13 protein-coding genes are annotated in these 13,651 nt (G+C 58.3%); 6 read left to right on the forward strand and 7 right to left on the reverse strand.

Going from position 1 to position 13,651, the window contains the following annotated elements:
- Positions 1 to 9 precede the first annotated feature (9 nt).
- Together DK261_RS10665 and DK261_RS10670 are read left to right on the forward strand one after the other, a co-directional pair.
- Positions 10 to 693 carry an ABC transporter ATP-binding protein gene (locus tag DK261_RS10665; protein ID WP_009050136.1) on the forward strand — a complete coding sequence of 228 codons (684 nt, stop codon included), beginning with the start codon at positions 10 to 12 and terminating at the stop codon, positions 691 to 693.
- Positions 693 to 3,197, forward strand: a complete 2,505-nt coding sequence (locus DK261_RS10670; RefSeq protein ID WP_110175690.1) for an ABC transporter permease — start codon at positions 693 to 695, stop codon at positions 3,195 to 3,197. The genes DK261_RS10665 and DK261_RS10670 overlap by 1 nt, the downstream gene beginning before the upstream one ends.
- A gap of 16 nt (positions 3,198 to 3,213) precedes the next feature.
- Here the strand turns inward: DK261_RS10670 and greB are convergent, their stop codons facing one another.
- The 3 genes from greB to DK261_RS10685 form a co-directional block, all read right to left on the reverse strand.
- Positions 3,214 to 3,687 (reverse strand): transcription elongation factor GreB, encoded by a 474-nt coding sequence (gene greB / locus DK261_RS10675; protein WP_009044968.1) that lies wholly within the window; start codon positions 3,685 to 3,687, stop codon positions 3,214 to 3,216.
- 379 nt (positions 3,688 to 4,066) lie between these two features.
- The gene (locus DK261_RS10680) at positions 4,067 to 5,860 is read right to left on the reverse strand and encodes a hypothetical protein (protein ID WP_256597569.1); all 1,794 of its coding nucleotides are present in this window, start codon (positions 5,858 to 5,860) and stop codon (positions 4,067 to 4,069) included.
- A gap of 158 nt (positions 5,861 to 6,018) precedes the next feature.
- Positions 6,019 to 6,309 (reverse strand): hypothetical protein, encoded by a 291-nt coding sequence (locus DK261_RS10685; RefSeq protein ID WP_016704342.1) that lies wholly within the window; start codon positions 6,307 to 6,309, stop codon positions 6,019 to 6,021.
- Positions 6,310 to 6,455: 146 nt separating this feature from the next.
- Here DK261_RS10685 and DK261_RS10690 point away from each other — a divergent pair, with 146 nt between their 5' ends.
- On the forward strand, positions 6,456 to 7,085 hold the full coding sequence (locus DK261_RS10690; RefSeq protein ID WP_007931372.1) for a response regulator transcription factor: 630 nt from the start codon (positions 6,456 to 6,458) through the stop codon (positions 7,083 to 7,085).
- 87 nt (positions 7,086 to 7,172) lie between these two features.
- On the opposite strand, the gene DK261_RS10695 is transcribed toward DK261_RS10690, so the two are convergent.
- From DK261_RS10695 to DK261_RS10705, 3 genes are all read right to left on the reverse strand, one after another.
- Positions 7,173 to 7,481 (reverse strand): hypothetical protein, encoded by a 309-nt coding sequence (locus DK261_RS10695; protein WP_009050140.1) that lies wholly within the window; start codon positions 7,479 to 7,481, stop codon positions 7,173 to 7,175.
- Positions 7,482 to 7,739: 258 nt separating this feature from the next.
- Positions 7,740 to 8,174 (reverse strand): DoxX family protein, encoded by a 435-nt coding sequence (locus DK261_RS10700; RefSeq protein WP_009050141.1) that lies wholly within the window; start codon positions 8,172 to 8,174, stop codon positions 7,740 to 7,742.
- Positions 8,175 to 8,276: 102 nt separating this feature from the next.
- Positions 8,277 to 9,698 carry a transglycosylase SLT domain-containing protein gene (locus DK261_RS10705; RefSeq protein ID WP_053269659.1) on the reverse strand — a complete coding sequence of 474 codons (1,422 nt, stop codon included), beginning with the start codon at positions 9,696 to 9,698 and terminating at the stop codon, positions 8,277 to 8,279.
- 236 nt (positions 9,699 to 9,934) lie between these two features.
- Between DK261_RS10705 and DK261_RS10710 the strand changes: the two genes are divergently transcribed.
- The 3 genes from DK261_RS10710 (at position 9,935) to DK261_RS10720 (ending at position 12,821) form a co-directional block, all read left to right on the forward strand.
- On the forward strand, positions 9,935 to 10,741 hold the full coding sequence (locus DK261_RS10710) for a TatD family hydrolase (RefSeq protein WP_096375081.1): 807 nt from the start codon (positions 9,935 to 9,937) through the stop codon (positions 10,739 to 10,741).
- A gap of 85 nt (positions 10,742 to 10,826) precedes the next feature.
- Positions 10,827 to 12,308, forward strand: a complete 1,482-nt coding sequence (locus DK261_RS10715) for a methyl-accepting chemotaxis protein (protein ID WP_110175691.1) — start codon at positions 10,827 to 10,829, stop codon at positions 12,306 to 12,308.
- 150 nt (positions 12,309 to 12,458) lie between these two features.
- Positions 12,459 to 12,821 carry an Mpo1-like protein gene (locus DK261_RS10720; protein WP_009050145.1) on the forward strand — a complete coding sequence of 121 codons (363 nt, stop codon included), beginning with the start codon at positions 12,459 to 12,461 and terminating at the stop codon, positions 12,819 to 12,821.
- Between the two features lie 7 nt (positions 12,822 to 12,828).
- On the opposite strand, the gene DK261_RS10725 is transcribed toward DK261_RS10720, so the two are convergent.
- Positions 12,829 to 13,626 (reverse strand): acyl-CoA thioesterase II, encoded by a 798-nt coding sequence (locus DK261_RS10725; protein WP_110175692.1) that lies wholly within the window; start codon positions 13,624 to 13,626, stop codon positions 12,829 to 12,831.
- Between the last annotated feature and the right edge of the window lie 25 nt (positions 13,627 to 13,651).

The following is a 13,651-nucleotide window of genomic DNA, read 5'->3' on the forward strand; positions in this document are numbered from 1 at the left end:
GGATTCTCCATGGGCGCAAGCATTCTCACTGCGCGGAACCTTAGCAAAGTGGTTCCCAGCGCGGAAGGTGAACTGACCATCCTGCACGAACTCAGCCTGGAACTGAACAAAGGCGACAGCCTGGCCATCGTCGGCAGTTCCGGCTCCGGAAAATCCACCCTGCTCGGCCTGCTGGCCGGGCTCGACCTGCCCAGCAGCGGTGAGGTCACCCTGGCCGGCCGCAGCCTCGGCACATTGGACGAAGACCAGCGCGCCCGAATCCGCGCCGAGCATGTGGGCTTCGTCTTCCAGTCGTTCCAACTGCTCGACAGCCTCAATGCCCTGGAGAACGTGATGTTGCCCCTGGAGCTGGATGGCCGCCGTGATGCCCGCGAGCGTGCGACCGAACTGCTCCAGCGCGTCGGGCTCGGGCAACGCCTGAGCCACTCGCCTCGCCAGCTCTCAGGTGGCGAACAACAGCGGGTAGCCATCGCCCGCGCCTTCGCCGCCGAGCCTGACGTGCTGTTCGCCGACGAGCCGACCGGCAACCTCGACAGCCACACCGGTGAGCGCATCAGCGACCTGCTGTTCGATCTGAACAAGGAAAGCGGCACGACGCTGGTCCTGGTCACTCACGATGAACGCCTGGCCCATCGTTGCCGGCGCCTGATCCGCCTTGAAGCCGGCCTGCTGGTCGCCCCCCTGGAGCCTTGATGGCACGCCTGCCGCTGTTGCGCCTGTTCAGCCTTGCCATTCGCCAACTTCTGCGCGACGCCCGCGCCGGAGAACTGCGGGTATTGTTCTTCGCCCTGGTAGTGGCGGTAGCCGCCAGCACTGCCATCGGCTATTTCGGCGCGCGCCTCAACGGCGCGATGCTGCTGCGCGCCACGGAGTTTCTCGGCGCGGACCTGCTGCTGGAAAGCAGCTCTCCGGCAAGGCCCGAACAGATCCAAAGCGGCCGGGAACTGGGCCTGCAACATGCGCAGGTGGTGGAGTTCTCCAGTGTGATCGCCACCGACAATGGCATCCAGCTGTCCAGTATCAAGGCCGCGGACGACGCCTACCCGCTGCGCGGCCAGCTGAAAAGTGCCCCGGCCCCTTACGCGGCGGAAGAAATCGGCGGCGGTCCACAACCAGGCGAAGCCTGGGTCGAAGCCCGATTGTTGACCGCGCTGGACCTGAAAATCGGCGACAGCATCGACGTCGGGATGAAAACCCTGCGCCTGAGCCGGGTACTGACTTACGAACCGGATCGCGCCGGCAACTTCTATAGCCTGACACCCAGGGTACTGATCAACCTGAGCGACCTGAACGCCACCGGCGTGGTGCAACCGGGCAGCCGGGTCAGTTACAAGGAACTCTGGCGCGGTCCAGGAAGCGCCCTGGAAACCTATCGCCAATTGATCAAGCCTGGCCTGGCGGCCAATCAGCGCCTGCAGGATGCCCGAGATGGCAACCGCCAGATCGGCGGAGCCCTGGGCAAGGCGGAACGCTACTTGAACATGGCCAGCCTGGTGGCGGTGCTGCTGGCAGGCGTGGCAGTTGCCCTGTCCGCCGCGCGCTTCGCCTCCCGCCGCTTCGACGCCAGCGCGCTGCTGCGCTGCCTGGGCTTGTCCCGCCGGGAAACCATGCTGCTGTTCACCTTGCAACTGGCCCTGCTCGGCATCCTGGCCAGCATCGTCGGTGCGCTGCTCGGCTGGCTCGCCCAGCTTGGGCTGTTTTATCTGCTGCATGACCTGCTACCAACCGATGTGCCTCCCGGCGGATTGCTCCCCGCCGTCGCCGGTATCGGTACCGGCCTGGTGGCGCTTGGGGGGTTCGCCCTGCCGCCCTTGGCGGCGCTGGGGCGTGTCCCGCCCTTGCGGGTGTTGCGTCGTGACCTGCTGCCGATCCCCCCAAGCACCTGGATGGTTTATGGCGCCGCCCTGCTGGCCCTGGGCCTGATCATGTGGCGCCTGAGCCTGGATCTGCTCTTGACCTTCGCCTTGCTCGGTGGCGGCGTCATTGCCGCCCTGGTTCTGGGTGGATTACTGCTGCTGGCCCTGCAGAGTCTGCGTCGCTTGCTGGCCAAGGCGTCGCTGCCATGGCGCCTGGGTTTGGGCCAGTTACTGCGGCATCCCTTGGCCGCTGCCGGACAATCCCTGGCCTTCGGCTTGATCCTGCTATCGATGGCCCTGATTGCGCTGTTGCGTGGAGAACTGCTCGACACCTGGCAAAACCAGTTGCCCAAAAACGCGCCGAACTATTTCGCCCTGAATATCCTGCCCGCGGACAAGCAGGCCTTCACCGACAAGCTGGTGGCGCTTTCCGCTCCTTCCGCGCCCCTGTATCCGGTAGTGCCAGGGCGGCTGATCAGCATCAACGGCGAACCGGTCCGGGAAATCGTCAGCAAGGACTCCAGTGGCGACCGCGCCGTACAGCGGGACTTGAGCCTGACCTGGGCCGCGGATCTGCCAGAAGGCAATAAGATCACCAGCGGCTCGTGGTGGGCGCAACAGCCCGAAGGGGATTTGCCTGGCGTCTCGGTCGAGGCCCAAGTGGCCGAAAGCCTGAAACTCAAACTTGGCGACCAGATGACGTTCAGCGTCGGCGGAGTCAATCGCGAGGCCAGGGTGACCAGCCTGAGGGAAATCAACTGGGACAATTTCCAGCCCAACTTTTTCATGATCTTTCAGCCGGGCACGCTGCGGGATTTGCCTGCCACTTACCTGACCAGCTTCTATCTGGCTGCGGGCCACGACCAGCAGGTGGTCGAGCTGTCCAGGGCCTTCCCGGCAGTGACCATCCTGCAAGTGGAGGCCTTGCTCGAACAACTGCGCAGCATCCTGGCCCAGGTCACCCTGGCCGTGGAATACGTGCTGTTGTTCGTACTCGCCGCCGGCATGGCCGTGCTGTTTTCCGGACTGCAGGCCACCCTGGACGAGCGTATTCGTCAGGGCGCCCTGCTACGGGCGCTGGGGGCGGAACGACAATTACTGGTCAAGGCCCGGCGTATCGAGTTCGGGCTGCTGGGAGCCGTCAGCGGGCTACTGGCCGCATTGGGATCGGAATTGGTGAGCCTGGTGCTCTATCGCTTTGCCTTCGACCTGCCCTGGCATCCACATCCCTGGCTGCTGCTCCTGCCCATTATCGGAGCTCTGCTGATCGGAGGTGCCGGTGTCTATGGAACGCGCCGGGCATTGAATGCCAGCCCGCTGACAGTACTTCGCGAGGGGTAAGCCCCTCGCAGGCAGGTCATTTCACGTATTCGATCTGATTGATCCACCAGCACATTTCTCCGCCGGGCGTCTGCACTATCGCCTCGTCGCCGACTTCTTTCTTCAAGAGTGCCCGGGCCATGGGCGAATCGATGGAGATGTAATCCTTCTGCCCGTATATCTCGTCATAACCGACGATACGGAAGCGCTTGGTTTCGCCCTCTTCGTTCTCGATATCGACCCAGGCGCCGAAGAACACCCGGCCCTCCTGCTCCGGCGAATACGACACGACCTTCATGTCTTCGAGTCGCTTGCGCAAGTAGCGAACTCGACGGTCAATTTCCCTCAGGAGTTTCTTGTTGTATTGATAGTCCGCATTTTCACTCCTGTCCCCCAGGGAGGCCGCCCAGGTGACTTTCTGCGTCACATCCGGACGCTTCTCCCGCCACAGGTAATCCAGCTCGTTTTTCAGAGCCTCGAAACCTTCCTGCGTAATGAGCTTGGTACTCAATTGGTTAAATCCCCCATGCAGAGCCTTATGAGCCAGTTCAGCATTATGGTTGAATCGAGACCTTGAGAACCAATGCTAGGCGAGATAAACCCACCTGCAGCACACCTCCTCACGGGGATACCCTATCCAGAATGAACAAGCCGATAACACTACCGCTTGGGCGTTGTACGAAAAAGCGGTCGCGCTTGGTCAATAGGGCATCAAACCCACGTGCGAATCCACATCAGAATGCACATATCTAAACCCGGATACGCCCCATCAGTCCTCTCCAGTTTGCGCCGTTTGACTGCACTATCCGCCTTTTCACACAGGTCAAATACGGCTTTATTGAAATACCCAACACACTAAAAAAGAGAACTGTAATTCCAGCAGAAGCGCTTTACTCATCATCGCTGAGCAATGTACTGGATATGCTATGCAGGCTATTATTGAAGGTCACCGTCTCATTGAAGCCTTTTACAATATTGCTGAGTTTCTTACGGGTGCTGGACAACTGCGTTAACCTTTCTACCAGCTCTGCATTTTTTTGCTGGATTCCGATGTCTCTCTTTTCCAGTTCGGCTGCGCGGATACTTTGCTTAGCGGAAATTTCATCAAGACGTTGCTGCTCAAGCTGCATTAGTTCAGAACGCCGGGCAACACTTCGCTCTCTGGACTCAACACTTTCAGCCAGCTGTTGAAGCGCAGCACTGCGTTCCGCAATCACTCGGGAATTATGCTCAGCGGACTTATCGATCGCGATCTTCTCTTGCTGAAGCTGACTTTGTAGCTGGCGCAGGTGCTCATCTTTTTCATGAAGTTTACGCTCTCGCTCTTGCAACTGTTCCTTCAAAAGCTCCAAAGCTTCCTGTTGTTTCACCGCAACCAATTTTTGCTGCGTCAACTCCTGCGCCATAAGTGCAAGATTCGACAAAGTGCTTTCCACATCAAGAAGTAGATGATCGGTATCCGCCCCCTGAAGCGCAGTTTCAGCCTCAGGAAGCGTCGCCATCAGAAACTGTGCTTCATCCAATGAGCTCTCTAAGGGAATTGGGCAATCAGCCACCTCATCCCGTGTTACATCCCCAGCAACTTGAGCGGATTGATCAATATCTGCGGTAGCCTGAACCTGCCTATCCATCAAAGTTGGAACACTGTCAGATATCGACAGGTCGAACTCATCACTCTGGATTAACTTCATCTCTTCCTCCGAGGCCAAATCGCGAACCACCTCCGCCAAGCCAGCCAGTGTGCTCTGTATACCCTGGGACAGGCGTCCAATGTCGGCCTCCGAGTTGGCAGAGTGGTCAGCGACAACCTCAGGCGTCAAATGGCCAGATAAGGGAGCATCACTTTCAGAGGAGTCGACATATTTTTCGGCATTCGCAGTCAGCATTTCAGTCATATCGTGTTGAAAACTCTCGGTAAATAATGAAACATCAGTAAGAACCTTCTCTACTTCAGTCTCAGCTTCTTCTGTTTTTTGAGAGAGCTCTTCTGGATTTCCAATCGAAGCGAACCCGGATGGAGCACCATTGAGTGCATCGCCTCCAAGATCCTCAACGCTTCCTGGCGAGCAATGCTCATTCGAATCAGAAACCTCATCTTCTATACACTCCGCGACAGCCTGTGCAGCAGGAGTAGATTGAGAAGTCATCAAAATAGAGGCATCGAGCGCAGGAACTCCGAGTTCAGCGCTGTCAATTGCAGGCAGGCAAGCAACCGAGGCTTCTGACGAGATAAGCTTCATCACCAGATTTTTCTTGATGGTGAGTGAACGATGATCCGATAGGTTTCCTGTCGGTATCACACAATCCTTAAGGTCAATCAGATGGTAAGGAATATCGGTACTACTTCCGGCACCTTGCTGTCGCCCCTCAGGCAGGCTCGCATGGGTGACTATATCCTTGAAGACTTGAATAACCTGACGCCAATCTTCCTCGGCCTCAATCGAGCTCAGTGAATAACTCTTCCCCGCCTTATTTAGCATCGCCAGATAAACTCGCGACTCTCCAACTTCAGCCCCCTCATTCAAGCTATAAGCAAGAAAATTATGGCTCAGCATAGGAATTGCAAAGCTACAGAGCACCGCACCGTTCAGCACTTCCTGCTCTGCATTTTTAATGGAAATAGTTCGTAGCAGCATCACTGGCTCAGGCTCCGTTATATATATCGCAAGGAGCAAAAAATACACCTTACAACACCTAACCGGAAACCAGACATTTCCGATCCTCAAGTAGAACTATCCGATACCATCGACAAGCCGCCGAATCACACAGCGACGAGAGTCACATTGAAATATTTTAAAAACATGACAGATAAAATTACTGCATCAATATTTCAGCTCAAATTTTACTTAAGAGGAATATTCAACCCTTTCTGCGGGCTGAGCTTAAACAGCCACCACTCATAATTCGACCAGAGCATGGTTATTCCTGCTGCCATCAGTATCAGGAGTGCTCCACCTACCCCTGTCAATATCAGTTGCTGCTGCCAGGCTAGAAAACACAACGCGATGCCAGCTGCCCCCGTCAACATAGCCAGAGAAGGGGCAAACCAATAAATGAAACGATCAAGACGCAAAAGCAGATTAAATAACCAGGAGCCTTTAAGCTGGGCCGGTCTAAAGATAATAACGTGCATGGAGAGCTAGTCTTTTCCAGATTAAAACTGTGCTCAACCATAACTTAGACACTCAATGACAACTATCAGATTCGTCTGATTTAGTTTTCAGAGTGCTCGGATAAAATACGAAAAGCACCCTCCACCTAAATATTGAGATGCCTTGCATGGGAAGTATCATCATCGTCGACGACCATCCGTTGATTCGACTCGCAATAAGAACCGTTCTGGAGCCTCATGAACACAACATCGTCGCCGAAGCGGACAATGGCGCGGACGCTGTCCAGTTGGTACGCAAGCATCTTCCGGACCTGCTCATCCTGGACTTGAACATACCCAACCTCGACGGGTTTTCCGTTATTTCCCACATAAAGTCCGCTGGACTGCCGATAAAGACGCTGGTGCTGACCTCCAGCAACTCTAAGAATTTCGCCTTGCGCTGTTTGCAGGCCGGTGCAGCCGGCTTCCTGTGCAAGAACGATAACCTGAACGAACTGGCTAATGCGGTAAAAGCCATCCTATCGGGGTATAGCTACTTCCCCGAAGATACGATCAGCACCTTGCAACAGAATACAAACGCCGCCTGCCAGGAAAGTGTCTTGATTGCCCAACTGACCGACCGGGAAATCACCGTCCTGAAACTGCTGGCAAGCGGCCTGAATAATCAGAAAATCGCGGATGCGCTGCTGATCAGCCACAAGACGGTGAGTACCTACAAGGTCAGGCTGCTAAAACGGTTCAACGTTTCCAATCTGGTAGCACTGGCGGAGCTGGCCAAACGCAACTCCGTCGTTTGAAGCCCTGATATCGATGGAGCCTTCAGCCAGGATTCAGAAGCCTCAGGAAACACCCACCTCGACAGCCGGATTGATCCCCTACGCTACTTACCTGCGGGTGATCAGCCCCTGTCGAGCCACGCGGGTCAGATGTCGGATGACTTCGGCGGCATTTTCCGCACTGGGGGCCTGTATCACCGCAAGGTCAAAACTGTCGTTGGCAAAACGTGCCAGGGACTCGCCATCTTCAATGAACTGGATCAGAAAGGCTGAAGGGCCTGTGCTGCGACGTGGCCAGCCATCGAGATAACGCAGCAGTGTCGGCTGGTGTGTGCCGCCAAGAAGAATTTTTGGATTGCGCTGAACAAGATTCGCCGTGATTGGCGCAAGACGTACGGGAGGGTGGAGTGCATTCATCGTGTCGTGTCTCTGCCTCAATTTTCTGCCGGGCAGGTGAGAGGCAACACCGAACCAGCGCTTTAGCGGTATTTCGAAGCCTGTAGAGCTTCTATCGGTGATATTCCGAATCACCTGGCGCCCCGCAAGTAGCTGTTTAAATCGGCGCATGGGCAACAATCCTAGAGAAGCCGACCGGGTAGTGTCAAGAATCCCCCACAACGAAATCAGCAACGAAAAAGGCCCGCTACAAGCGGGCCTTTGAGTGTTTGCCGGAAGTTACTTGGTAATCGCGGCATCGAGTGACAATTTGCCCGCGCCTTCGATCAGAACCGCAATGGTGCCGCCGAGCAGAGCCAGGGCGAACTCATAACCATTGTTCGCCATGAACAGGCCATTGCTGATGTGTACGGAGAAAATCGCCACCAGCAAGGTGAAGCTCAACCCCAGTGCGGCAGGACGTGCCAACAGACCGATAATCAGCGCCAGACCGCCAAAGAACTCGGTACCGCCCGCCAGCAACGCCATCAAATGCCCCGGCGCCAGGCCGATGCTCTCCATCCACTGTGCCGTCCCTGCCAATCCGTAACCGCCAAACAGGCCAAAAAGCTTTTGCGCGCCGTGTGCGGCGAAAATGATGCCGACAAAAACTCGCAGGACCGTCAGGCCATAGCCTGCACGGGTGCTCAGTACGGTTTTGATCAGTGTGCTCATGCTGTGTAGTCCTTTGTGGTGTTGGGTATTGGGTCGCTATATTAATCATAAAAATTCATATTAAAAGTGCAAAAATAGCAAGATAACAATCTATTTTTTCGATTATTTTCGTGAGACGACCTTACGCGCTTGCGGCTCCAACGATTCGCGTTCCCGGTCAAACGCCAAATAGTATTTGTTGACGCTATTAACATAGCTGACGGCGCCCATTCCGACCTGTTCCATGGCAATGCGCTCGACCTGGAAAAACCACTGATTGGGGTTCAGCCCGCGCCGCCGGGCTTCGGTGCGCATCCCCTGCACACGCTCCGGCCCCATGTTGTAGGCCGCCAAGACGAACGCCATGCGCTCGCGTTCGTTGAGCTTGGGGCTGGAAAAGAACTTGCGCCGGATCAATGCCAGGTACTTGGCTCCGGCCAACACATTGTTATCAAGAGTCTGAATGTTATTGACCCCTACCCGCTGGGCGGCTGACGGGGTGATCTGCATCAGGCCGGTCGGGCCGCTGCCGCTCCTGGCAGTGGGTTGCAACGACGACTCCTTGAAGGCCAGGGCCGCCAGGTTCAACCAGTCCATGCTCTGCGCATCGGCATGCTTCTGTAATACCGGGCGCAGCTTTTCCAGGCGCTGGCGGTCGGCCCGGGTCAAAGGGTTATGCACCTGATACAGGCGCCGATAGATACGCAAGAAGGCAACGTCCTGATCCGCCGGCGCCTTGTAGACCTTCAGGAAACGATCGATGCTCGCCCGCAGCATCGAGGCGTCGCGCCGCACGAACCAGTGCTCCTCGCCTGGCTCGCTGATGACCAGTTGCCGATCGAAACGCAGCTTCGGCAGGACCTTGCCCCAGCGCTCGGCAATGGGTTTCTCGACGATGGTCAGGTGAAAGATCCCGCCCTGGACCATTTCCAGGACATCTTCGACTGCCAGGCTCGGATCGACCCACTCGACCTTGATCGGCGCCAGCTTATGCAGCGCCAGCTTCTGATTGATCTGGCTCACCACCTCCCCGGCGGCGCTGCCTGTGGTCAGCGCCAGGGTCTTGCCGGAGAGTTGTTCAAGTCGGGTGTAGCGCCGCTCACCCTTGATTCCCACCAGCAGCAACGGCACGTTGCTGGCGACCGGCTCACTGGGGCTTACCGCTTGCCCCGGCAGCGCCTCCAGCAACTCTCCCGGAGCGACCAGGTCGCCCTCACCGCGCTGCAACGCACCGAGCAATTGATCCTTGGCTTTGGGGATGATCTTGAGGCTGATTTCCTGCCCGTCGCGGGCATGACCATTGAGGTACTGCTCAAAGGCGCGCAGGCGGTGGTATTCGACGCCGATGGCCTGGCCCTGGACTTCACCGGAGCTGTTGCGACTCTGGTTGACCAGCACCCGCAGGACTCGGCTGCTACGAATTTCCGCCAGGTCGCGGACCTTGCCCGCTACGGCGGCTTCCGGAGGGCCGGCCAAGCGCGCGACCGCCGGCAAGGGCAGCAGCAACGACAAGCACAACGCTAGCAAAACCGAGGGTCGCGTCATCCGCTCTCCGGGAAGAATACTGTCCGAGTTTTCGAGCACTGGCGAAAAATCGGGCGACAGAAACAGAGCGCCTAGAGCGCCGACAAGATGCGAAAGACTGGCACAACCTCGGCGGGCAAACCAACCGCGGCCTTTCTCCCGGCATCAAGAGACAGCTCCAACTCGTTGTAGTTCTTGGCTTTTCTTATAAATCTACAGCTCTGATATGCTTTCCGGCCGCAGGCGGAGATAGCACCATGCAACTCATCGATATCGGCGTCAACCTGACCAACCCGAGTTTCGCCGAAAAACATCGCGCAGTACTGGACCGAGCCTATGCCGCCGGTGTCTGCCAATTGGTGCTCACCGGCACCAGCGTCGAAGGCAGCGAACAGGCGCTCGAGCTGTCGCGGCAACTGGACGAAAGCGGCCGCCAACTGTTCTCTACCGCCGGTATTCATCCGCATTGCGCCAGCGACTGGAATGCCGACAGTGCCCAGCGCCTGCGCAGCCTGCTCAAGGAAAGCAGCGTCAAAGCCGTGGGCGAATGTGGCCTGGACTTCAATCGGGACTTCTCCCCTCGCCCGCAACAGGAAAAAGTACTGGAGGAACACTTGGCCCTGGCCGTTGAACTGCAACTGCCGGTCTTTCTCCACGAGCGCGACGCCAGCCAGCGCCTGCTGGAAATAGTCCGCGATTTCCGAGACCGCTTGCCGGCTGCGGTGGTGCATTGCTTCACCGGTGAACAGCGCGCGCTGTTCAACTACCTGGACCTCGATCTGCACATTGGCATCACCGGGTGGATCTGCGACGAACGCCGCGGCACTCACTTGCACCCTCTGGTACGAGAGATTCCCCGCGGCCGCCTGATGCTCGAAAGCGACGCCCCCTATCTATTGCCGCGCAGCCTGCGCCCCAAACCGAAGAACGGTCGCAACGAACCGGCCTACCTGACAGAGGTATTGCGCGAGGTGGCCCTGCATCGCGGAGAGAGCCAGGAAGAGCTGGCAACCCACAGTACCGCCAGCGCCCGAGCCTTCTTCGCCTTGCCCGAGATTGCTTGACGCATATCAAGATTTGACGCTCTGCATAGCGGCACAATAATGGCACCTTGCCAATACTGTTCCGCTTAATCAGAGAAGACCTTCCATGGGTGCCTGGCTCAGCAATATCTCACTGAAATACAAGTTCTGGGCGGTCAATGCAGTCGCCTTCGTGACCACCCTGCTACTGGTCCTGTACGCCGTCCAGCTGGAGCAACACGCGCGTAGCCAGGCCTCACAAAACAACGCCCGGGCCCAGGCCAACCTGCTCGGTGCATGGCCCTCCGGACAAGCGCTACCCAATGCTGAAAACCTGCTGGGCTTCGCTGCCGGCCAGATCCCCAGCCTCGACCAACGCTCCCTGCCAGAGTTGAGCAACGCCAATGGGTGGGTGGCCTTCGATGAAATGCCGCTGTTCGGCGAAAACCCGCTGATCGGCGCGTACGTGCTGTCCCGGGCCGATAACCAACGGGTTGCGGTGCTTGCTCATGGGCCAAGCCTGCAACAGGTGTTCAGCGAACGCTTCAGCCAATACGCGGTGGCCGTGTTCATTCTGATGCTGGCGATGCTCGGTGCTTCGCAACTGTTGATCCGTTTCCTGCTCAGCCAACTGAACACCCTCAAGGATGTGATGCTGCATGTGGAGAAAACCGGCGACCTGTCGGCGCGCGTGCCGTTGTCGTGCACCGACGAGGTCGGCCAGATGGCCAATGCCTTCAACGCGATGCAGGCCGGTTACCAGCGGGTGGTCAACACCGTCGCCAACACCGCCCGGCAACTGGATATCGGCGCCGCGCGCCTGGCGTCGAGCATGAACGACGTGCGTCACGGCATGCTGGGCCAGCAAAGCGAAACCGATCAGGCCGCGACGGCGATCAACGAAATGTCCGCCACCGTCTATCACATCGCCCAGCACGCCGGAGCCACCCGGGATCGCTCCCAGGCCGCCGACGCCCTGGCCGGCAGTGGCCAGGAAGTGGTGGGACGCGTGCAGAAGTCCATCGCCGGGCTTTCCACCGGCGTGCAACAGACCGCCGAGATGATCCAGCGCCTGGCCGAGGACAGTCAGAAGATCAATGGCGTGGTCAACGTGATCCACAGCATCGCCGAACAGACCAACCTGCTGGCGCTCAACGCCGCGATCGAAGCGGCGCGCGCCGGTGAAATGGGCCGGGGGTTTGCGGTGGTCGCCGATGAAGTACGCAACCTCGCCAAACGGGTGCAGACCTCCACCGACGAAATCACCCGGATGGTCTCCGCCCTGCAGGCCGGCACCCACGACGCGGTGGACTTCATGCAGGAAAGCTCGTTCAAGGCAGACGATTGCGTGCAGCAGGCACAGGAAGCCGGCGCAGCGCTGGCGGAAATCACCGCGGCCGTGGCGCAGATGCGTGAAAGCAATACCCAGATTGCAGTGGCCGCCGAGCAGCAAAGTCAGGTGGCGGAAGAAATGAATCGCGCCGTGGTGAGTATTCGCGACGTCACCGAAAACACCGTGCAACAGACCGTCGACTCGGCGACCACCAGCAACGAACTGGCGACCCTGGCCGGAGAGTTGAGCAAGGCCATCGGTCAGTTGAAGCTTTAAAACCGCGAGTTTCGTTGCGGCAGGATCAGCCTCCCTGCCGCGGCGAAACCCTTGCCAAGCTATCGTCCCCATAGCCAGCCTTGATTCGCCGAAGCCCCACGCGAGACCTATCCTTGATACATAGCTTTCTACGAATCAAGGATCACCGTCATGGGTAAACGTCACCCCAACCTCCCCGCCTGGCAATGGCGCTCCTACCCACATAACCACCGCAACCCGACCAACCTGGTGTTGCACCTGATTGCGGTGCCGCTGTTCATCGTCGGCTTCCTGTTGCTGGTTTCAGGGGTATTCGGCTTGAGCTTCACCAACGTCGCCATCGGCGTGGTCGGCCTGATTGCAGCCTTGGGCCTGCAGCGCCACGGCCACAGCCTGGAGGCGCAAGCCGCGGAACCGTTCAGTGACCGTAAAGATGCAGTCCAGCGCCTGCTGGTGGAACAATTCGTGACCTTTCCACGCTTCGTTCTCAGCGGCGCCTGGTGGCGTGCCTGGCGCGAACGCCACCGGCATTGAGAGGGTGTCAGCCGAAGATGGTTACTGTCTGTCGGCTGAGCGCGATCAACTGACCTTCCGCGCTCCAGAGTGCCGCGGCCGCATGGCCATAACCATCACGGGCATGCTCGATATGCACCCGGTACTTGCACCAGTCCAGGGTGCTCAGCGCCAGCAGCGGCTGCACGAATTCAATGGTCCAGGTCAGGGTGCTACCGGGAACGACACTGGTCAGATGCGGCAACAAGGCCGGCGGCCAGGCGTCCACCAATGCAAGGATATGCGCTTCGGTCAGGGGTTCTTCCTTCACGTCGCCACGCAGGCGCACCCAGCCGCCCATGTCTCGCGACTTGTTGCCAGTGAACGGCATGCCACCGATGCTCCAGCGCATTGCCAGATGACGCATGAACTCCGGCGTCACGTCCTTGACGTAAGGCAGCTCCGGGCATTCGTCCCAATGTTTCATGGCAGGCGCTTCCTCGGCGACGACCGTCACCTCGGACGGCCGAGAGGCACCAAAACTACCCTGCACCAGGGTCACCACCTGACCGTTCTGCACCGCACGCCCCAGCACCTGGCTGACGGCCTTGCCCTCGCGCAGCACCTCGACTTCAAAGCTGACCGGTACGTCGGGGGTGACCGGACCGACAAAGGTGATCGCCAACGAACGCACCGGACGCTCGGCGGAGACTTTTGCGCGCATGGCTTCATACTGCAAAGCTGCTACCAATCCGCCGAAACTGGCCCGCCCCTGCGCCCACTCGGTTGGAATCGACAGCTCCAACGGATGTTGGCGGACGGCATCGAGCAAATCGGAAAAGCGCATGAACACCTCTGGTCAAAGGAAAGAT

Origin of the sequence: Pseudomonas sp. RW409, from assembly GCF_003184125.1 — a bacterium.
Lineage (GTDB): Bacteria > Pseudomonadota > Gammaproteobacteria > Pseudomonadales > Pseudomonadaceae > Aquipseudomonas > Aquipseudomonas chlororaphis_I.

Excerpts from the sequence above, each read along its gene's own strand:
- DK261_RS10665 (WP_009050136.1), top strand. The coding sequence starts at position 10 with ATGGGCGCAAGCATTCTCACTGCGCGGAACCTTAGCAAAGTGGTTCCC.
- DK261_RS10670 (WP_110175690.1), top strand. The coding sequence starts at position 693 with ATGGCACGCCTGCCGCTGTTGCGCCTGTTCAGCCTTGCCATTCGCCAA.
- DK261_RS10685 (WP_016704342.1), bottom strand. The coding sequence starts at position 6,309 with ATGCACGTTATTATCTTTAGACCGGCCCAGCTTAAAGGCTCCTGGTTA.
- DK261_RS10690 (WP_007931372.1), top strand. The coding sequence starts at position 6,456 with ATGGGAAGTATCATCATCGTCGACGACCATCCGTTGATTCGACTCGCA.
- DK261_RS10695 (WP_009050140.1), bottom strand. The coding sequence starts at position 7,481 with ATGAATGCACTCCACCCTCCCGTACGTCTTGCGCCAATCACGGCGAAT.
- DK261_RS10700 (WP_009050141.1), bottom strand. The coding sequence starts at position 8,174 with ATGAGCACACTGATCAAAACCGTACTGAGCACCCGTGCAGGCTATGGC.
- DK261_RS10705 (WP_053269659.1), bottom strand. The coding sequence starts at position 9,698 with ATGACGCGACCCTCGGTTTTGCTAGCGTTGTGCTTGTCGTTGCTGCTG.
- DK261_RS10710 (WP_096375081.1), top strand. The coding sequence starts at position 9,935 with ATGCAACTCATCGATATCGGCGTCAACCTGACCAACCCGAGTTTCGCC.
- DK261_RS10715 (WP_110175691.1), top strand. The coding sequence starts at position 10,827 with ATGGGTGCCTGGCTCAGCAATATCTCACTGAAATACAAGTTCTGGGCG.
- DK261_RS10720 (WP_009050145.1), top strand. The coding sequence starts at position 12,459 with ATGGGTAAACGTCACCCCAACCTCCCCGCCTGGCAATGGCGCTCCTAC.
- DK261_RS10725 (WP_110175692.1), bottom strand. The coding sequence starts at position 13,626 with ATGCGCTTTTCCGATTTGCTCGATGCCGTCCGCCAACATCCGTTGGAG.